Source organism: Paenarthrobacter sp. MSM-2-10-13, assembly GCF_011605365.1.
In the GTDB taxonomy this organism is placed as follows: domain Bacteria; phylum Actinomycetota; class Actinomycetes; order Actinomycetales; family Micrococcaceae; genus Arthrobacter.
In genome coordinates, this window is the sequence record NZ_JAAOXO010000005.1 from 51,825 (window position 1) to 69,803 (window position 17,979).

At 62.7% G+C, this 17,979-nt stretch carries 20 protein-coding genes; 6 read left to right on the forward strand and 14 right to left on the reverse strand.

The features are described from left to right. The first annotated feature begins 66 nt into the window (after positions 1-66). Complete coding sequence (locus HAV21_RS12175) at positions 67-678, forward strand: NADPH-dependent FMN reductase (protein ID WP_142937448.1); 612 nt, start codon at positions 67-69, stop codon at positions 676-678. 49 nt (positions 679-727) lie between these two features. Here the strand turns inward: HAV21_RS12175 and HAV21_RS12180 are convergent, their stop codons facing one another. Both HAV21_RS12180 and HAV21_RS12185 read right to left on the reverse strand, forming a co-directional pair. Further along, on the reverse strand, positions 728-1,432 hold the full coding sequence (locus HAV21_RS12180; protein WP_347877648.1) for an HAD family hydrolase: 705 nt from the start codon (positions 1,430-1,432) through the stop codon (positions 728-730). Beyond that, entirely contained in the window at positions 1,422-1,742 is a 321-nt protein-coding gene (locus tag HAV21_RS12185; RefSeq protein ID WP_223941232.1) for a hypothetical protein, read from the reverse strand. The genes HAV21_RS12180 and HAV21_RS12185 overlap by 11 nt, the downstream gene beginning before the upstream one ends. Before the next feature lie 82 nt (positions 1,743-1,824). Here HAV21_RS12185 and HAV21_RS12190 point away from each other — a divergent pair, with 82 nt between their 5' ends. Continuing rightward, positions 1,825-2,466: an NAD(P)-binding domain-containing protein gene (locus tag HAV21_RS12190; protein WP_142937446.1), complete on the forward strand. Its 642-nt coding sequence runs from the start codon at positions 1,825-1,827 to the stop codon at positions 2,464-2,466. A gap of 210 nt (positions 2,467-2,676) precedes the next feature. Beyond that, positions 2,677-3,459, forward strand: a complete 783-nt coding sequence (locus HAV21_RS12195; protein WP_166841896.1) for a VOC family protein — start codon at positions 2,677-2,679, stop codon at positions 3,457-3,459. 50 nt (positions 3,460-3,509) lie between these two features. Here the strand turns inward: HAV21_RS12195 and HAV21_RS12200 are convergent, their stop codons facing one another. Continuing rightward, positions 3,510-4,394: a PaaX family transcriptional regulator C-terminal domain-containing protein gene (locus HAV21_RS12200; RefSeq protein ID WP_166841897.1), complete on the reverse strand. Its 885-nt coding sequence runs from the start codon at positions 4,392-4,394 to the stop codon at positions 3,510-3,512. A 262-nt stretch (positions 4,395-4,656) separates the two neighbouring features. Between HAV21_RS12200 and HAV21_RS12205 the strand changes: the two genes are divergently transcribed. Continuing rightward, complete coding sequence (locus HAV21_RS12205; protein WP_142937444.1) at positions 4,657-5,190, forward strand: hypothetical protein; 534 nt, start codon at positions 4,657-4,659, stop codon at positions 5,188-5,190. Between the two features lie 99 nt (positions 5,191-5,289). Here the strand turns inward: HAV21_RS12205 and HAV21_RS12210 are convergent, their stop codons facing one another. From HAV21_RS12210 to HAV21_RS12240, 7 genes are read right to left on the reverse strand one after another with little or no spacing between them, the layout of a single operon-like run. Continuing rightward, positions 5,290-5,685 (reverse strand): thioesterase family protein, encoded by a 396-nt coding sequence (locus HAV21_RS12210; protein WP_142937443.1) that lies wholly within the window; start codon positions 5,683-5,685, stop codon positions 5,290-5,292. A gap of 7 nt (positions 5,686-5,692) precedes the next feature. Continuing rightward, entirely contained in the window at positions 5,693-7,063 is a 1,371-nt protein-coding gene (locus tag HAV21_RS12215) for an aromatic acid/H+ symport family MFS transporter (protein WP_166841898.1), read from the reverse strand. A gap of 2 nt (positions 7,064-7,065) precedes the next feature. Beyond that, complete coding sequence (locus HAV21_RS12220; protein ID WP_166841899.1) at positions 7,066-9,456, reverse strand: bifunctional salicylyl-CoA 5-hydroxylase/oxidoreductase; 2,391 nt, start codon at positions 9,454-9,456, stop codon at positions 7,066-7,068. Positions 9,457-9,470: 14 nt separating this feature from the next. Then, complete coding sequence (locus HAV21_RS12225; protein ID WP_166841900.1) at positions 9,471-11,159, reverse strand: AMP-binding protein; 1,689 nt, start codon at positions 11,157-11,159, stop codon at positions 9,471-9,473. A 59-nt stretch (positions 11,160-11,218) separates the two neighbouring features. Then, the gene (locus tag HAV21_RS12230) at positions 11,219-12,091 is read right to left on the reverse strand and encodes an acyl-CoA thioesterase domain-containing protein (protein ID WP_166841901.1); all 873 of its coding nucleotides are present in this window, start codon (positions 12,089-12,091) and stop codon (positions 11,219-11,221) included. Between the two features lie 3 nt (positions 12,092-12,094). Then, the gene (locus HAV21_RS12235; protein ID WP_142937438.1) at positions 12,095-12,577 is read right to left on the reverse strand and encodes a cupin domain-containing protein; all 483 of its coding nucleotides are present in this window, start codon (positions 12,575-12,577) and stop codon (positions 12,095-12,097) included. A gap of 40 nt (positions 12,578-12,617) precedes the next feature. After that, positions 12,618-13,472, reverse strand: coding sequence for a fumarylacetoacetate hydrolase family protein (locus HAV21_RS12240; protein ID WP_166841902.1), 855 nt, complete (start codon positions 13,470-13,472; stop codon positions 12,618-12,620). A 136-nt stretch (positions 13,473-13,608) separates the two neighbouring features. Between HAV21_RS12240 and HAV21_RS12245 the strand changes: the two genes are divergently transcribed. Both HAV21_RS12245 and HAV21_RS12250 read left to right on the forward strand, forming a co-directional pair. Next, complete coding sequence (locus HAV21_RS12245) at positions 13,609-14,007, forward strand: RidA family protein (protein WP_159732123.1); 399 nt, start codon at positions 13,609-13,611, stop codon at positions 14,005-14,007. A 76-nt stretch (positions 14,008-14,083) separates the two neighbouring features. Then, complete coding sequence (locus HAV21_RS12250) at positions 14,084-14,446, forward strand: DUF1801 domain-containing protein (RefSeq protein ID WP_243753272.1); 363 nt, start codon at positions 14,084-14,086, stop codon at positions 14,444-14,446. A 16-nt stretch (positions 14,447-14,462) separates the two neighbouring features. On the opposite strand, the gene HAV21_RS12255 is transcribed toward HAV21_RS12250, so the two are convergent. From HAV21_RS12255 to HAV21_RS12270, 4 genes are all read right to left on the reverse strand, one after another. Next, positions 14,463-15,266: an IclR family transcriptional regulator C-terminal domain-containing protein gene (locus HAV21_RS12255; protein ID WP_166841903.1), complete on the reverse strand. Its 804-nt coding sequence runs from the start codon at positions 15,264-15,266 to the stop codon at positions 14,463-14,465. Positions 15,267-15,370: 104 nt separating this feature from the next. Further along, on the reverse strand, positions 15,371-16,042 hold the full coding sequence (locus HAV21_RS12260) for a 3-oxoacid CoA-transferase subunit B (protein ID WP_166841904.1): 672 nt from the start codon (positions 16,040-16,042) through the stop codon (positions 15,371-15,373). Between the two features lie 2 nt (positions 16,043-16,044). Further along, positions 16,045-16,746 (reverse strand): 3-oxoacid CoA-transferase subunit A, encoded by a 702-nt coding sequence (locus HAV21_RS12265; protein ID WP_166841905.1) that lies wholly within the window; start codon positions 16,744-16,746, stop codon positions 16,045-16,047. Positions 16,747-16,759: 13 nt separating this feature from the next. Next, entirely contained in the window at positions 16,760-17,974 is a 1,215-nt protein-coding gene (locus tag HAV21_RS12270) for a thiolase family protein (protein ID WP_166841906.1), read from the reverse strand. Positions 17,975-17,979: the final 5 nt, after the last annotated feature.

Genomic DNA, 17,979 nt, shown 5'->3' on the forward strand with positions numbered 1-17,979 from the left:
GGGAGCAACCAGCACCACACCGTCGACGAGCCGGTTCCGGCCGTGCCGTCGGAAAGGAACGCCACTATGGACACCTTCAAAATCGGTTACTTCGTCGGAAGCCTGGCAAGCAATTCCATCAACCGGGTCCTCTCCAAGGCCCTCATCAGCGTGGCGCCGCCGGAACTCGAGTTCCATGAGATCGCCATCAAAGACCTTCCGTTGTACAGCTCGGATTACGATGCTGATTTCCCGGCGGCGGGCCGGGACTTGAAGGATGCCATCGCCGCATCGGACGGCATCTTGTTTATCTCGCCCGAGTACAACCGCTCTATTCCCGGCGCCTTGAAGAATGCCATCGATTGGGGTTCACGCCCGTGGGGCACCAATTCATTCGCTCGCAAGCCCACCGGAATCATCGGCGCATCGCCGGGCGGTATTGGAACAGCCGTGATGCAGTCGTCCATGCGCAGCGTTTTGAGCTTCCTGGATGCGCCACAGTTGAACGCACCTGAGGCTTACATCCGCTTCGTCGCAGATGCGTACGACGACGACGGTTCAGTTAAGGACGAAGCGACAGCCGGGCTTCTGCGCCACTATATGGAGGAATACAGCGCGTTCGTTCAGCGCGTCCTCGCCGCCAACGCGCCCGGCCACATCGGTGATCAGGAACCGGATTCGGCAAAGCTCACGCGGTAACACCGCTCCGGGTGCCGGGCGGCATGCCCGCAGGCGGCTGGACAGGCGCTTAGGTGTCCCGCGAACCCGCCATCAGCTGGCCGATGATGCTGGTCTCCAAGTGCTCCAACAGGTGCCGCGGATTGTCATAGACTTCCGCGGCACCGGCGTCGCGCAGTTCGGCTTCGCTGATTCCGCCGCAGGTCAGGGCGATGACGGGAACGCCGATCGCAGCTCCGGCCTTTACATCCCACACGGCGTCGCCTACGAACACCACATCCTCCGGACCGAGCCCCAGCTTTTCCAGGCAGGCCTCGAGGATGTCCGGTGCGGGCTTGCTCTGCTTTGCGTCGTTTGAGCTGGTCCACGCATCAATGGAGGATCCGGCATCGAGAAGGTGCCTGCTCACTTCAAGGTCGCGTTCCTGCGCTGACGAGGCCAAGCCCACAGCCAGTCCCGCGTCCGAGCATGCAGCCAGAAGGTCACGGACCGAATCGAAGGTGCGCAGAGCCGGCCAAAACGTCGAAAAGACCGCACCGTGCGCAGACTTGAGATCTTCCTGCATGTCCTCGGGACAGTCCGGGACCAGACTCTGGACGAGCCGGTCACCTCCCATGCCAACCCTTCGGTGAATGGCGGACATTTCGACATCCAGGCCTTCACGTCGGAAGGCTTGCCACCACGCCATGGCATGGAAGTAGCTGGAATCGATCAGGGTTCCATCCACATCGAAAAGAACGCCGCGTTTCTTTTTTGTCGCTTCATCAGTTGCCACAGCTGACCACCCCTGCATGTGTCTGCGCTTGCGCACCTTGGGCGGCCAGCGCGGAGTCGATCACTGGTTCCTCAAGCATGAGTACCGCATACCGCTCAGCCGAAGCTGGTCTTAGCAGCCCCGTTCCTGCAACTTCACGGATGGCTGCGACTCCCTCAACAGCCTCGTCCATGGTGGAAAATTGCTTGGACAGACCCATCAACACGTCGTCGCCGTCCACCATCAGAATCCGGAATTCCCCATCAGGCGTTTCAGCCAGTTCCAAATGCCCGGCCATCCGAACCTCCTCGTCTTCGATGCCAAACAGCATAGTAAGACTACTTAGTATAAACCTCTCAGTAATATTGCGTCACGCGGGAATTAGGCGTGTGCAACTTGTTGTTGTCGCAGGCATGACAACAATCGGAATCATCGGTGCAGGACACATTGGCAGCCAAGTCGCCCGCAAAGCGGTAGAACTCGGCTATGACGTAGTCATCAGCAACTCCCGAGGGCCGGAAACCCTCCGTGAGCTGGTGACCGAACTCGGGCCGCGCGCCCGGGCCGCAACAGCAGGTGAGGCAGCAGCAGCAGGAGATTTCGCCGTCGTGACCGTCCCTTTGAAGAACTATAAGGACATCCCCACCGAGCCGCTTGAGGGCAAGATCGTCATCGACACCAACAACTACTACTGGGAGCGCGACGGCCGGATCGCTGAGCTGGACAACGGAGAAGCCACCACTTCCGGCCTGCTTCAGAAGCACCTGCCCACCTCCAAGGTAGCCAAGGGCTTCAACCACATTTTCGCCAAGGACATCACCACGGACGGCACCGCTGCCGGCACGCCCAACCGTCGCGCCCTGGCCACCTCCAGCGACTTCCCCGAAGCCGCCGAGCTTGTCACCAAGCTCTACGACGAATTCGGCTTCGACACCGTCAACATCGGCCCACTGGAGGACAGTTGGCGCGTAGAACGTGACCGCCCCGCCTACGTCATCCGCCAGAACGCGGAGGAACTGCGCGGGAACCTCGCCAAGGCAACGCGCACGGTCTAACCCGGAACGCACGACGGCGGCAAGCGGCTTACGCTTGCCGCCCCACCTTTGCGGGCGCCGTGAATTTTGCGGGTGCCTTGAATTTTGGGTCGAAATCGTGTCACGAATCGGGGCCACGGCGCACTTTATGGGTGGCTGCCTCTCTAATGCCTGGCGCATCAGGCGTTCGGGAGGCAGCTGCCCCCGAAGCGTCCTACCCCGAGGAGTTCCATGTCCACCAAAATCTCGAACTGGCCCGCAGCGACGCCCATGTGGGTTGACCTGGGCGTTGACGATCTCCAAGCGGCGAAGGCCTTTTATGCAGACCTCTTCGGATGGGATTTTGTTGCCGGCGGTCAGGACGCCGGGGAATACTCGCTTGCACACGTCGCCGGGCGGGCGGTGGCGGGCGTAGGGCCCAAGCAGGATCCGGATGCGCCCACCGTATGGACAACGTTCCTGGCATCGGATGACGTCAATGTCACCGCCAAGAAGATCAGCGCGGCCGGCGGAGAGCTGCTTGCCCCTCCCTTCGACGTCATGGAATCCGGGCGGATGACGCTGGCGACTGACAGCGTGGGCGCAACCTTCGGCGTGTGGCAGGCAGGCACCCATATCGGCGCGGAACGCGTCAATGAGCACGGCGCACTGTGCTGGAATGAGCTCCACACCCGGGACTTCGCATCGGCGCGGTCCTTCTACTCCGAGGTCTTCGACGTCAGCTACCAGGACGTCACCGAAGACGGCTTGGTGTACTCCACCATTCGCAGGCCGCTGGATGGCCGGGAAGTGGGCGGGATTCAGCATGACGTTGACCTTCCCTCCGGCACCCCCAACCACTGGCTGACCTGGTTCGCCAGCGACTACGTTGAGGGCACTGCGAATCGGGCCGTAGAGCTCGGCTCCAGCCTGCTGATGCCTGTCACCGAAAGCCCGCTGGGACGCATGGCCATCATCCAAGCGCCACAAGGTGAGGTGTTTGGCATCATCGACGCACCCCGAATCGGCGAGTAAACACCCGGCCCGCGCTCAGGCAGCAGCCGGGCCTCAGGCAGCAGCCGGGTTTATGCAGCAGCCGGATTGAGTGCCTCGGCTATGACCTCATGCGCATGGGCCGCGGCAAGCGGAGCGGCCAAGCGGTGGACTGCCTGGAACGTCCTGCGCACGGCAGGACCGTGCCAATCGGGCGGTAAGTAGTCAGTGGGGAGGTTTGGATCCCGGTACGGAAACTTGCGCCACATGGTGAGCATCGGGATGTAGTAGCGGAAGGCATCGCGACGCATGTCCTCGGTGGATTCAGCCAGTGCGATGTCCGGATCGCTGCCCACGAGTCCGGTCCAGCGCTGCTCCGCACCGTCGTAGAGTTCAAGGAATTCCGTGAACTGCTGGTCCAATTCCTTGAGGTCCCACCACTCCGAAATCTTGGGCCGCATAGGGCCATCAAAAACGTAGTCGCTCCGAAAGAGATCCACGAACTCGATCAACCCGCCAGCCGTGAGCCGCTCCCGGGCTTGCTCCAATTTATGCGCGGGAGCAATCCACACACCGTTGGCGACTGAACCAAAGCCCAAGGACAGCAGGGCTGATCGCAGCTGGTGCCGGCGGTTCCGCATGGATTCGGGCACGGAGAAGACCGCCAGCACCCAGGTATCCACCGGCGCGGGCTGCTCCGGGGCGAAGATCCTGCGGTCACCTTCCCGGAACACATCACTGACGGACTCCGAAATTTTGTACTTGGCAATCCCGCCCTCGCGGACGCTCTTAAGAACACCCTTGGCTTTGAGCCTGGAAACTGACGACCTCACGCCGGGAGCGTCGTAGCCCAGTGATCCCAACATGGAGATCAGCGCAGATACCGGCAATGCGTCGCCTGCATTTCGTCCGTAGAGGCCGAAAATGGTGACGAGCAGCTGCTGGTGGCGCACCGGGGGTGCCGGGACGGCGAACATCGAAGGATCCTCATTTCCGCGCCGCAGTTCCGGCGCCAGTCCAGTTCATCATAGGCGCGGTAATGCTTCCGCTCAGATTGCTTCAATGCCCATATTCGGCCCCGATCAACGGATCATGTGGAATGCCTGAGGCGCTCGTTCTTCTTCTGGAGACTGTCCGGCTAGCCGTGTCATAGTAAGCATGCTTACTATGGAGCCACGCTGATTCGAGGCTCACACCGCCCCGAAAGGTCCTTTCCGTATCAACGATAGGAAACACATCATGGCAGGAAATCTCGTAGCCCGCTCCATTCACGACCTCACCGCCGCGGCATGGTTTGGCGGCTCACTGATGGGCGCCATCGGACTTAATGGTGCCGCTGCAGAAGCGAAAGACCCCACCGAGCGCACCCGGCTCTCCAGCAAGGGCTGGGGAAAGTGGGCCCCCATCCAGACAGCAGCCTTCGCCGGACACCTGGCCTCTGACCTTGCCATCGCATGGGAGAACAAGGGCCGGATTGCCAAGCAGGACAATGTCGCCGCAAACACTGTCTACAAGACTGTAGTGACTTTGGCTGGAGCCGCCGTCACGTTGTACGCAGGTGTTGTGGGCAAGAAGGTGGATGAGCTCTCCGACGAAGGCGCCAAGGGTGCAACAGAACCTCGGGCCGGCGCATCCGATGAGTTGAAGTCCGCTCAGACCCAGCTCAAAGCACTGCAGTGGGCCATTCCGGCGTTCGCGGCTTGGGTGATCATCCTCGGCGCAAAGCACGGCGAGATGCAGCGGCCGAAGAACATCATCAAGGGCTTGCGCTAGCCACCCACCCCGCGTCCCCAACCACCACTGGCCGAGACGGCAGTGAATGACAATCCCATTGCTCACCATTGTCATCAACCGCCGTCTCGGCGTAGGGGGTCAGGCTCCTTTCAAAGCTTTGACGAAGTGTTCCGGCCATGGCTGTGCAGCTGCGGTTCCATGGGGGACGTACACGGTGGTGACCGTCCCGTAGGCGGCGACCTCACCGGCGTCGGACGCTACCTCAAAAGCCAGGGTCAGCGAGGTCCGGCCCAGCGCGCTTACCGTCACCGTGGCGGTGATGCGCTGGCCGAACCACAGCTTGGCCTTGTAGTTGATGACTTGCTGAACACGCGGAGCGCTGGGGAAATAGTCCGGCAACTCCAGCGAACGGAAGAGCTCGGCCTCCGCAGCCTCAACCCAGCGCAGAATGGCCGAGTTGTGCTGGTGCCCGGAGGCGTCGGTGTCCACCCATTCCACCGTTCGCTGGACAGACGCCTCCGGAAACCTATCCACGATTCTCCTAGCGGGCGCTAACGGCGGCGTCGTTAGGATCAACGTCGACGGCGGCGACTGCCACCTCAGGCTGCGGCTTCGGAATCATCGCCACAGCACCCGCGGCCAGAACCGCGATGCCGGCGAAGATTGCGAAGTTGGCCTCGAAGGGCAGCTTGGAGCCTGCGATCCAGCCACCGATCAACGGTCCGGAAATGGCACCCAGGCGGGCGAAGCTCAGGGCCCAGCCCGTCGCCGTGCCACGGACCTTGGCCGGGTAGTAGTCGGCAATGTAGCCGGTCAGCACCAGCGATGTGGAAATGGAACCAACGCCTGCGAAGGCCACGAACAGCAGGTTGACCACCATGGTGTTGGGGAAGACCAGCAGCATGATGCCCAAGCCGCCCAGGATGTAGAACACCACCAGGATGAGCTTCTTGCCGTACTTGTCTGCGGCGCGGCCAAGGAGCAGGCCCCCGATTGCGGAGGCGAGGCTGAAGACCAGCAGGAAGGTCAGTGACGAGCCGAGGTCGTAGCCGGCCTTCTTCATGATGCTCGGCAACCAGGTGTTCAAGCCGTACACCAGGACCAAGCCACAGAACAGCGAGATCCAGAAGAAAACGGTGGAGCGCAGGTACTTCCGGGAGAACATGGTGGTGATGGTCTTCCACCACGGATCCACCAGGCCGCCTTGGGCAGCAGGAACTGCCGGAGCCACAGCAACAACGGGCTTGTAGTTGGAGATGTTCAGCTTGGCGGCCAAGGCCTTGGCCTCGGACTTCCGGCCCTTCGACTCCAGGAATTCCAGGGATTCAGGCAGGAACTTCCAGATGATCGGAATCAGCACCACAGGTGCGGCACCGATCGCGATCACAGCACGCCAACCACCCATGGGCAGGACGAACAACGCGGCCAAAGCGGCGGCAACGATGCCCAGCGAGTAGCCGGAGTACATGAGGCCGTAGTTGTAGGAGCGCTTGTTCGGCGCCGAGTATTCAATGGTCAGGGCCGCTGCCACCGGAATGACACCGCCCATGCCCAGCCCGCCAATGAGGCGGAACAAGCCGAACAGCTCCGGCGTCGGCGCCCAGGCAGCGCCTGCCTGGGTGAGCGTGAAGATTGCCATTGAAGCCAGGAGCATTTTCTTGCGGCCGACGAGGTCGCTGAGCGTGCCGATGAAGAGGGCGCCAATAAGCATGCCAATCAGGGCATATGATCCCAGTCCGCCCAAGGCCAGCGGGCTGAGGTTCCACTCTTTGTACTCGGCAAGTGCCGGCAGGATGGCGCCCAGGACGCCGACGTCGTAACCTTCGGCGAGGATCGCGAGCCAGCAGCAGAACAACACCAAACCGGTGGTCTTCTTGGGCACGTTCCAGTCGTTGACTGGTGCGGTGGCCATGGCTACTTCACCAAAACCGATGCTGCGGCGGACTCGGGAGTCCAGCGGAGGTGTGTGTTGACTTCTTCCATGTCGGCTTCCTTAAGCAGGGACAGTCGGGGACGAACGGCGTCAGTGCGTGAGCTCGGAGGCTTGCGGCGACCAGCACGGAATTGTGGGATCCAGTCGGCGCCGGGCCCCTGATATTCCTGCTCGGCCGCTGCGTGCAGCGTCCATTGGGGGTCGTAAAGGTGCGTGCGTCCCAAGGCGATCAAATCCGCACGGCCGGCCAGGAGGATGGAGTTCACGTCATCGTAGGTGGAGATGGCGCCGACGGCGATCACCGCCACGCCTGCAGGTGCGGCAACTTCCTGACGGATGCGGTCCGCGAACGGCGTCTGGTAGCTACGGCCGAAGGCGGGCTTCTCTTCCTTGGCGACCTGCCCGGTGGAAACGTCCAAGCCGGCGGCGCCGTGCTCAACGAACGCCTTGGCGATGGTCACGGAATCATCCGAAGTGTTGCCACCTTCGATCCAGTCGGTGGCGGAGATGCGCACCGTCACCGGCTTGCTGGCAGGCCAAGCTGCACGAACGGCGTCGAACACTTCCAGCGGGAACCGCAGCCGGTTCTCCAAGCTGCCACCGTATTCGTCGGTCCGCTTGTTGGACACCGGCGAAAGGAAGGAGGACAGCAGGTAACCATGGGCAGCATGGATTTCCAGGAGATCGAAACCGGCCTCGTCCGCACGGACCGTGGAGGCGACAAACTCGGCCTTGATGGCATCCATTCCAGCGCGATCCAGCTCCACGGGAGTTTGGTTCTCCGGGCTGTACGGCAAGGCAGAGGGACCCACGGCGGTCCAGTTACCGGATTCGAGCGGCTGGTCAATGCCTTCCCACATGAGCTTGGTGGAGCCCTTGCGGCCAGAGTGGCCCAGCTGGGCGCCGATCTTGGCGGTGGAACGGGCGTGAACAAAGTCCACGATTTCCTTCCAGCTCTCACGCTGTTCATCCGTGTAGAGGCCGCTGCAGCCGGGGGTGATGCGGCCGGCTTCGGAGACGCAGACCATCTCTGTCATGACCAGGCCTGCACCGCCGAGGGCCTTGGAGCCAAGGTGGACCTTGTGGAAGTCGCCCGGAACACCGTCCGTAGCTGAGTACATGTCCATCGGGGAGACCACAATGCGGTTCTTCAACTCCAGTTGGCCGATCCGGAACGGCTGGAACATGGCCGGAGCGACCTCTGTCAGCCCCTGCGAGGCAGCGAAGTCGCGGTCCACGGCGTCGGCGAACTCGGGATCGCGGAGCCGCAGGTTTTCCTGCGTGATGCGGCGGCTGCGGGTCAGCAGGTTGAACGCGAACTGTGTAGGGTCCTGGTCCTTGTACTGGCCGATGCGCTCAAACCATTCAAGGGATGCCTGGGCTGCACGCTGGGTGGAGGCAACCACGGGCCGACGCTCGGTCTCATAAGCAACCAAGGCGGACTCCACATCCGGGTGCTCGTGGAGGCAAGCAGCCAATGCCAGCGAGTCCTCCATGGCCAGCTTGGTGCCCGAACCGATGGAGAAGTGGGCGGTGTGGGCAGCGTCGCCCAGCAGCACTACGTTGTTGTGGCGCCAGCTCTCGTTGCGGACCGTGGTGAAGTTGATCCACTTGGAGTTGTTGGTGAGGACCTCGTAGCCGTTCAGTTCCTCGGCGAAGATCTCGCGGATCTTGGCGATGGCCTTCTCATCGGAGACACCGGGAGGGAAGACCTCGTTGGCGGTTTCGTCGAAGCCCGCGGCGTGCCACACGTCTTGGTGCATTTCCACGATGAAGGTGGAGCCCTCGTCCGAGTAGGGGTAACCGTGGATCTGCATGACGCCCCACTCGGTTTCCTTCACGAAGAACTTGAAGGCCTCGAAAACCTGGTCCGTACCAAGCCACATGAACTTGTTGGTACGCGGGTCCAGGTTGGGCTTGAAGGAGTCGGCGTACTTGGCCCGGATCTGGGAGTTGATGCCGTCCGCTGCGAGAACAAGATCGTAGTTGGCTTCAAGCTCCTCCACGGCAGGAGCCAGGGTACTGAAACGCACGTCTACGTTCAGTTCGATGCAGCGGCGCTGGAGCAGCTCCAGCAGTTCCTTGCGGCTCATGGCAGCGAAGCCCTGGCCGCCCACCGTGATCATTTGCTCGCGGAAGTGGATGTCGATATCGGACCAGCGTGCGAAGCGACGGCTCATGTACTCGGCCACTACGGGATCAGCGTTGCCGATGCCGCCCAGGGTCTCATCGGAAAACACGACGCCGAAGCCAAAGGTGTCGCTGGCAGCGTTACGTTCCCAGAGGGTGATGTCATGCGACGGGTCCAGCTGCTTCATCAGTGCTGCGAAGTACAGACCGCCAGGCCCGCCTCCAACGATTGCGATTTTCATGGTGTTGCTCCTTCTCAAGCCTGGCTCTGGCCGGCGGGGGTAAGTTGTTCGGTCTGGCTCGCTGTTTTGTCCTGCGCGAGGACCCTGTCGCGGAGCTTGAAGTGCTGGAGTTTGCCGCTGGGGTTGCGTGGAAGTTCGTTGACGAAGCGGACATCCCGCGGGTACTTGTACGGGGCGATGGTTTGCTTCACGAAGTCCTGGATTTCCTTGCGCTTCCCGGCGTCGCCAGTGACGCCTTCGCGCAGGACGACGAATGCGCAGACGATGCTGCCGCGCTCTTCATCCGGAACCCCGATGACCGCGTTTTCCACAACATCCGGGTGCTGGTCGATGGCCGTCTCAACCTCGGGCGCACCGATGTTGTAGCCGGAGGAGACGATCATGTTGTCTGAGCGTGCCTGGTAGGTGAAGTACCCGTCGGCATCCATGGCGAACGTGTCACCGGTGACGTTCCAGCCACGGACCACGTAGTTGGCCTGCCGTGCGTCGTCGAGGTAGCGGCATCCGGTGGGGCCGATCACTGCCAGGCGGCCGATGTTTCCCGGGCCGAGTTCGTTGCCGTCGTCGTCCAGGATGGTGGCCCTGAAGCCCGGCACCGCGCGGCCAGTGGTCCCAGGGCGGATATCGTCCCCTGCCGCGGAAATGAAGACGTGCAGCATTTCCGTGGCGCCAATCCCGTTGATCAGCCGCAAACCCGTGGCCTCATGCACCGCTTCCCAGGTTTCCTTGGAGAGATGCTCTCCGGCGGAGACGGCCATACGCAGGCCCCTGAGGAGGTCTCCGCGCTTCTCTTTCAGGATGGCCCGGTAAGCCGTGGGTGCGGTGAAGAGGATGCTGGCTCCTGCCGCGGCTGCGGCTTCAGCAAGCTCCACCGGCCCGGCCTTCTCCGTGAGGAGCGACGACGCGCCGAACCTGAGCGGGAAGACCACCAAACCGCCAAGTCCGAACGTGAACGCCAAGGGCGGGGAACCCGCGAACACGTCATCTGCTGTTGGTTCCAGGATGTAACGGGCGAAAGTATCCGCGTTGGCCAGGATGTCCCTGTGGAAATGCATAGTCACCTTCGGCACACCCGTGGTGCCCGACGTCGGCCCCAACAAGGCAACGTCGTCGGCGGCAGTGTCCACAGCCGCGAACTTCCCGCTCTTGTGCCCACAACGGGAGCCGAGGTCGCCGTCGTCGTCGAATCCGTTACCGGCCCCGTACGTCAGGACGGTGACGTCATCCCCGGCCGCTACCGCGAGCTCGTCCACGAAGCGGTGGTCCGAGATCGCGACCACCGGTTTGGTGAGTTGGATGAGGGTGGAGACCTCGCTGGAGCGCAGCATGGGCATGGTGGTGACTACTACTGCGCCGGCTTTCAGGACACCCAGCCAGGCAGCCACGATCCAAGGGTTGTTGGGTCCGCGCAACAACACGCGGTTGCCCGGAACGACACCGAGGTCTTCGGTGAGGACCTGTGCCACCTGGTTGGAACGCTGCTGGAGCTGACCGTAGGTCCATACCGAGCCGTCAGGGGTCCACAGGGCGGGACGGTCTGGGCCGTACTGCTCAACAGCGTCGTCGATCAGTACCGCCGCAGCGTTGAGCCGCTCCGGGTAGTGGAGTTCGGGAAGGGTGAATTCAAGCGCAGGCCAAGTATCGGCGGGCGGCAGGTGGTCGCGGGTGAACGTGTCCACGTGGGCCGATGGCATCATGCTCATGGCCGGTCCTTTCAGTGGTGCGTCGTTGAAGCGGATGGTTGGCGGAGATCTAATGCTGTTTAGGTGCCAGCCCGAATCATGCCCTCTTGGGCGACCGTGGCAAGCAGCCTTCCGTGACGATCGAAGAAGCGGCCCATGGCGAGGCCCCTGTTGCTTTGACCGGAAATGGCGTCCTGGGCGTAGAGCACCCAGTCGTCGGCGCGACCATCGCGGTGGAACCACATGGAGTGGTCCAAGCTGGCGGTCGCGAGTCCCGGGCTGGACCAGTTGAGTCCGTTCACCCGGAGCAGCGGCTCCAAAATTGTGTAATCGCAGACGTAAGCCAGCGCTGTGCGGTGAAGGTCGGCGTCGTCGGGCAGGGCGTCAAAAGCCTTGACCCAAATGGCCTGCTGCGGCACGGAACCGCCTTCGAGATCGATATATACCGGCCCTGGAATATGGCGCATATCGAAGCTACGGCCCGTCGACCAGTACTCCGCGGCTCGACCGTCCACGCTGGTCAGCGCTTCGGCTGCAGTCCGCAGCGATTCAGGCTCGACGGCGGCAGGAGCCTCGGGCTGGAAGTCCGGGCCGCTCTCAGGGACCTGGAACGAACCCATGGCCGCGTACACGGCCTTGCCGTTCTGGAAACCCCGGACCGTGCGGGTGGAATACCCTCGGCCATTCCGCAGGCGCTCCACTTCGTACCGGACACTGGAACCGATATCCACGGGACGCATGAAGTAGCTGTGCATCGAGTGCAGAGTCCTGTCAGCATCAACGGACCGCATCATCGCGGCCGCCGCCTGTGCCACCATGTCTCCACCATAGGCTTTTGGCCACGGCACGTACTGGGTGGTTGCTTCATAGGCTTCGTCGAACACCTCGGCCGTTGTGGGCGTTAGTTCAACTGCCTTAAGGAAGGTCTCGGACGTCAGGGTTCCAGTGATCATGGCTTAGGCCCGGCGGTAGTCAGCGAGGGTTTCGTCAGCCACGTCTTCGAGGTTCACCACGAGGTTCTCCGGCGTGCGCGCTGTGAGCCAGACGAGTTCTTCCGTGATGGACATGTTGGCTTCAACGTGGGGCATGAACGGCGGCACGAAAACCCAGTCGCCGGCCTTCATGTCGATGAACTCCGAGTAGTTCTCGCCGAAGTAGATGCGGCCGTGGCCACGTAACACATAGCCGCCGGTCTCAGCCTCGCCGTGGTGGTGCGGAAGTGAGCGGTACCCGGGGGTGTTGGACACTTGGCCGAACCAGATCTTGGTTGCCGGGGTGTGCTGGATGCTGACGCCGGACACGCGGATGCAGTCGCCGGACTGCGCAGTGTTGGTGTCCTCAGCTCCGGCGCGGGTGACAACCGGGACAACCTTGCCGTCAGCCTGCGCGTAGATGGAGTTATCGCCTTCGAGTTGGTACTCGGTAGTGGTCTGGCTCATGGGTTTTCTCCTTTTATCTGGTGGTTCTGGACGATTGTTGTCAGGCGGGGACTGCGACGGGTGCGTGGATTCGGAACTGGTTCTCCAACCGGCCGATCCCGTCGATTTCCGTAGTGAGGACGTCGCCGTCCCTAAGGAAGCGAGGCGGGGTCATTCCCATGCCCACTCCCCCGGGTGTTCCGGTAAGGACGAGGTCGCCGGGACGCAGAGCGGTGAATTGCGAGATGTAGGACAGCAGCTGTGCCGGGCCGAATACCAGGGTGCTGGTGTTTCCCTGCTGCACAAGCTCGCCATTGACGTAGCCGCGGACGTCGAAGTGTTCCCCGGCTTCATCTGCCGTGACCATGACCGGGCCCACGGGGGTTGTGCCGTCCCAGGCCTTGCCCTGGAACCACTGCAGGGTCCGGTTCTGCCAGTCGCGCATGGAGACGTCGTTGGCCACCGTGTACCCGGCGATCGCCTCGCGGGCTTGGTCCTCGTCCGCACGGAACAGTTCAGAACCGACGACGACGGCGAGCTCGGCTTCCCAGTCCACACGGCCGCTGCCGTGGACTTCCACGGCGTCTTCAGCCCCCACCAAGGTGTCCGCATACTTGGCGAACAGTGTGGGGTATTCGGGCAGTTCGCGGCCCATTTCCTGGATGTGGTCCCCATAGTTCAAGCCGCAGCAGATGACTTTGCCGGCCCGGGGAAGGAGCGGGGCGAGGTCAGCGTCGGCGGCCGCAACTATGGTCTGCTCCTTCGACGCTGCAGCCTCTTCAACAACGTTCCGCCAGTCCGGCCGAGCCAGGAGCGCGCCGACGTCATCGGCGGGCAGGGTGAGGTAAGAGTCGGCGCCCGTGGCGAGTGCCGCCGTCGTTCCTCCGTTGGCCGTGCGCAGGGTGGCGAGTTTCATTGCGGGTTCCCTTCGAGATTTTATGATGTGTCGACTTTTTTACGATCGTCACATATGCTCAACGTAGCACGGCAGAAATGATCTGCACAGAGGCTTTCCAAAAGTTTTTGCAGTTGCCACAACGAGGAGGAACAGCATGAGCCACACAACGATCAACCCGGAATCGCTGCCCAAACCATCGGGTTTTGCGCACGGCATCCTGGCTGGCAACACCGTCTTCCTGGGCGGGCAGACGGCTTTGGACAAGAACATGAAGATCGTTCCCGGCGGCATCGTGGAACAGTTCACGCAGGCGTTCTCCAACGTGATCACCACCCTGCGCGAGGCCGGCGGACAGCCCGAAGACCTGGTCAACGTGACCATCTACCTCACGGACGTTGACGACTACATGGCCAACGGCCGCGAAATCGGACGCATCTGGCGCGAAATGGCGGGATCGCAGTACCCCGCCATGGCAGGCATCGGTGTTACGCGCCTGTGGCAGAAGGAAGCACTGATCGAAATTCAGGGCATCGCGGTGATCCCGGAACGCTAAACCTCTGGAGTTTTTGTACAGATACCGCCCCTAAAACCGCTTCTAGAGGTCATTAGCTGTACAAAAACTCCCGTCGATGGCGCAGGATTGGGCCATGGGAACCGTCACCGAATATCTTGCGGGCGTCAGCGAGGGTAACCGCTCGACTCTGGAGCGAATTGTGGCGATCGCCCGCGAGTTGGCCCCCGACGCCGAAGAAGGCGTCAGCTACGGGATGCCCGCTTTGCTGGTTGATGGCAAGGGCTTTGTGAGCGTGCTCGAAACCAAGAAGCACCTTGCCCTGTACCCGTTCAGTGGGCAGATCCTGCCGGAAATGTCCGAAGAGCTTGGGGGCTACTCATGGTCGCCGGGGACGCTGCGGTTCTCGGCGGACAACCCCGTGCCGGACTCGATGGTCCGCCGGATCCTTGAGACCCGATTGGCTGCGATCCGGAAGTAGTCAGTGCTCGAACCGGCTAGTGCTTCGCGGAGACGTCTTGGGAGATTGCCTGCGCGGTGGCCACCACTTCTTGGCGCACGCCCTCCAGATACTTCTCCGGGTCCGGCTGGGAGGCAACGGCCTGCGCCTGCAAGGACACGTTGATGGCAGCCACGTTGTCGCCATTGTTGTGGTTCCACACCGGTGCTGCGATGGACATGAGGCCGATTTCCAGCTCTTGGTCCAGCAGGCACCAGCCTTGCGCACGGACATGCTCGACGGCGGCCCTCAAGTCGGGCACGCTGGCGACGGTTCGTGGGGTGAGCGGGATGAGTTCCGCCGTCGAGAGGTAGGCCTCAAGTTTGGCCTGCGGTAATCCGGCGAGCAGGACGCGGCCCATGGACGTGGCATACGCCGGGAAGCGGGTGCCCACAGTGATCCCGACGTTCATGATCCGGCGGGTGGCAACGCGGGCCACGTAGAAAATATCCGGTCCGTCCAGCACCGCGGCAGAGGTGGACTCCCCCAGCTTTAGGCTCAGTTGTTCCAAGTGCGGCTGGGCAAGCTGCGGAATAGACAGCGCTGACAGATACGCGTATCCGAGCTGCAGCACCTTGGCCGTGAGCGCGAACGTCTTGCCATCGGTGCGGACATAGCCCAGCTCAACCAAGGTGTGCAGGAACCTCCGGGCCGTGGCACGGGTCAGATCGGTGCGGGCCGCGACTTCGCTGAGTGTCATCACGGGGTTGTTCGCGTCGAACGCCCGGATCACGGCAAGTCCCCGGGCCAGCGACTGCACATATTGATCGCTTGCCTGGGGGGTAATTGCGGAATCGCTCATGGTTACCAATCCTAGAGCGCGTTGCGGGGCCCGCTCTGCGCGTTAAGTTCGCGAAATAGCGCGCAGAGCGGGCCTCACAACGGGCTGGGCAGACGTTGCGGGGCCTACTCTGCCTTGGCCTTCAGGGGCAGCGGCACGAGTTCCTGGATTTCCTCGAAGGTGCAGCCGAAGGTTTCGCGGACGGTGACGCCGTCGGGGCCTGTGAGGAACACGGCTTTGTCCGTGTACACGCGGGTGACGCAGCCGACGCCGGTGATCGGGTAGGTGCACTGTTCCACGAGCTTGGACACGCCTTCGCGGGTCAGCAAGGTCATCATCACGAAGACGTCCTTGGCACCGGTTGCGAGGTCCATCGCACCACCGACGGCCGGGATCGCGTCGGGAGCTCCCGTGTGCCAGTTGGCGAGGTCGCCGGTGGCGGAGACCTGGAAGGCGCCCAGGACGCAGATGTCCAGATGCCCGCCGCGCATGATCGCGAACGAGTCGGCATGGTGGAAGTACGAGGCCCCGGGCAGTTCGGTGACGGGGATCTTGCCGGCGTTAATCAGATCGCCGTCGATCTCGTCGCCCTCAGCTGCCGGGCCCATGCCGAGCATCCCGTTCTCCGTATGGAGGGTGATGTTCTGCCCTTCGGTGAGGTAGTTGGACACGAGCGTGGGCTGACCGATGCCCAGGTTCACGAACGAACCCGGGGCGATGTCGCGGGCCACCAGCTGGGCGAGCTCGTCGCGGCCCAGCGTCGTCTCCGAGGTCTGGATGCTTGTTTGGGTGCTCATGCTCAAGCCACCTTCTCTGCGCTGGTGCCGACTCCACTGCCGGCAGAATCGACGCGGACCACACTGTTGACGTAAATACCCGGGGTCACCACGTTCTCCGGATCCAGGGAACCGGTGGGAACGATGTCCGAGACCTGCACGATGGTGTGCTTGGCAGCGGCAGCCATGATGGGGCCGAAGTTCCGGGCCGTCTTGCGGTAAACGAGGTTGCCCTTGCCATCGGACTTGAGTGCCTTGATGAGGGCGACGTCGGCATGGATCGGCGTCTCAAACACCTGCCACTTTCCATCCAGCAACCGGGTTTCCTTGCCCTCAGCCAACGTGGTGCCGTAACCGGTGGGCGTGAAGAACCCACCAATACCGGCACCGGCAGCACGGATGCGCTCGGCCAGGTTGCCCTGCGGAACCAGCTCCAGCTCAATCTCGCCGGCGTGGAACTTGGCGTCGAAGTGCCAGGAATCGGACTGCCGCGGGAACGAGCAGATCATCTTGCGGACCCGGCCTTCTTTGATCAGCAACGCCAGGCCCTGGTCGCCCTGGCCGGCGTTGTTGTTCACCACGGTCAGGTCCTTGGCGCCGCAATCCATGAGTGCGTCGATCAGTTCGAACGGCTGCCCGGCGTTGCCGAACCCGCCGATCATCACGGTGGAACCGTCCTTGATGCCGGCGACAGCCTCGCCAACGGTGTCAATGAAATTCAACATGACTCTTACCCTTCTATGCTGACGCGCCGGCAGTGACGTTTTCGAGCACCACAGCAAGGCCCTGGCCCACGCCGATGCAGATCGCCGCAACTCCCCAGCGCTGCCCGGAAGCCTGCAAAGAGCGGGCGAGCGTACCCAGGATGCGGGTACCGGAGGCACCGAGCGGGTGGCCCATCGCGATGGCGCCACCGTGACGGTTCACAATCGCGGGATCAATCCCCCACGCATCCACGCACGCCAGCGATTGCGCGGCAAACGCCTCATTAAGTTCGACGGCGCCCACCTGGTCCCAGCCGATGCCCGCCTTCGCGAGGGCCTTGTTCGCGGCTTCCACCGGGGCGAAACCGAAGAACTGGGGATCGTTGCCGTGGGCACCACGCCCGGCGATGCGCGCCAACGGGTCCAAGCCAAGAATGGAAGACGCAGCTTCGGATCCGATCCACGCCGCCGAAGCACCATCAGACAAAGGCGAGGCATTCCCGGCGGTGACCGTGCCGCCGTCGGGCCCGTCAGACTCAGCCCGGAACACCGTCTTCAACCCGGCAAGCTTCTCCGCCGAAGAACCGGCACGGATGCCTTCGTCCCGCACAAGATCAGTGCCCGGAACCTGCGACACCAAAGAATCGTAGAAGCCTTCGTTCCACGCGGCGTCGGCCAGGTTGTGCGAATCAGCCGCAAAAGCATCCTGCCGCTCCCGGGTGATCCCGTACTTCTCGCGGAGCCGTTCGGTGGCCTCGCCCAGCGAGATGGTCCAGTCCTTGCTCATGGCCGGGTTCACCAGGCGCCAACCGAGCGTGGTTGAAGCGAGCGTCATGTCGCCGGCCGGGTAGGGCTTGGAGGTCTTCGGCAGCACCCACGGGGCGCGGCTCATGGATTCGGCGCCGCCCACCAGCATCAGCTCGGCGTCGCCTGCGTTGATCTGGCGCGAGGCGATGATGGCGGCGTCCAGGGACGAGCCGCAGAGGCGGTTGACCGTGGTGCCCGGAATGGAGACGGGCAGGCCAGCCAACAGGGTGGCCATGCGGGCCACGTTGCGGTTTTCCTCGCCGGCACCGTTGGCGTTGCCGAACACCACTTCGTCGATTCGCTCAACATCAAGCCCCGGGGCACGCTTAACGGACTCGCGGACCACATGGGCGGCAAGGTCGTCGGGACGGACAGCGGCAAGACCGGAGCCGAACTTGCCGAAGGGCGTGCGCACGGCGTCGTACACGAAAGCCTGGTTCATGGGAT

Bases quoted from the DNA above. Each gene is read 5' to 3' on its own strand.
- HAV21_RS12175 (WP_142937448.1), top strand. From the start codon at position 67: ATGGACACCTTCAAAATCGGTTACTTCGTCGGAAGCCTGGCAAGCAAT.
- HAV21_RS12185 (WP_223941232.1), bottom strand. From the start codon at position 1,742: ATGCTGTTTGGCATCGAAGACGAGGAGGTTCGGATGGCCGGGCATTTG.
- HAV21_RS12190 (WP_142937446.1), top strand. From the start codon at position 1,825: ATGACAACAATCGGAATCATCGGTGCAGGACACATTGGCAGCCAAGTC.
- HAV21_RS12195 (WP_166841896.1), top strand. From the start codon at position 2,677: ATGTCCACCAAAATCTCGAACTGGCCCGCAGCGACGCCCATGTGGGTT.
- HAV21_RS12200 (WP_166841897.1), bottom strand. From the start codon at position 4,394: ATGTTCGCCGTCCCGGCACCCCCGGTGCGCCACCAGCAGCTGCTCGTC.
- HAV21_RS12205 (WP_142937444.1), top strand. From the start codon at position 4,657: ATGGCAGGAAATCTCGTAGCCCGCTCCATTCACGACCTCACCGCCGCG.
- HAV21_RS12215 (WP_166841898.1), bottom strand. From the start codon at position 7,063: ATGGCCACCGCACCAGTCAACGACTGGAACGTGCCCAAGAAGACCACC.
- HAV21_RS12220 (WP_166841899.1), bottom strand. From the start codon at position 9,456: ATGAAAATCGCAATCGTTGGAGGCGGGCCTGGCGGTCTGTACTTCGCA.
- HAV21_RS12225 (WP_166841900.1), bottom strand. From the start codon at position 11,159: ATGAGCATGATGCCATCGGCCCACGTGGACACGTTCACCCGCGACCAC.
- HAV21_RS12230 (WP_166841901.1), bottom strand. From the start codon at position 12,091: ATGATCACTGGAACCCTGACGTCCGAGACCTTCCTTAAGGCAGTTGAA.
- HAV21_RS12235 (WP_142937438.1), bottom strand. From the start codon at position 12,577: ATGAGCCAGACCACTACCGAGTACCAACTCGAAGGCGATAACTCCATC.
- HAV21_RS12240 (WP_166841902.1), bottom strand. From the start codon at position 13,472: ATGAAACTCGCCACCCTGCGCACGGCCAACGGAGGAACGACGGCGGCA.
- HAV21_RS12245 (WP_159732123.1), top strand. From the start codon at position 13,609: ATGAGCCACACAACGATCAACCCGGAATCGCTGCCCAAACCATCGGGT.
- HAV21_RS12250 (WP_243753272.1), top strand. From the start codon at position 14,084: ATGGCGCAGGATTGGGCCATGGGAACCGTCACCGAATATCTTGCGGGC.
- HAV21_RS12255 (WP_166841903.1), bottom strand. From the start codon at position 15,266: ATGAGCGATTCCGCAATTACCCCCCAGGCAAGCGATCAATATGTGCAG.
- HAV21_RS12260 (WP_166841904.1), bottom strand. From the start codon at position 16,042: ATGAGCACCCAAACAAGCATCCAGACCTCGGAGACGACGCTGGGCCGC.
- HAV21_RS12265 (WP_166841905.1), bottom strand. From the start codon at position 16,746: ATGTTGAATTTCATTGACACCGTTGGCGAGGCTGTCGCCGGCATCAAG.
- HAV21_RS12270 (WP_166841906.1), bottom strand. From the start codon at position 17,974: ATGAACCAGGCTTTCGTGTACGACGCCGTGCGCACGCCCTTCGGCAAG.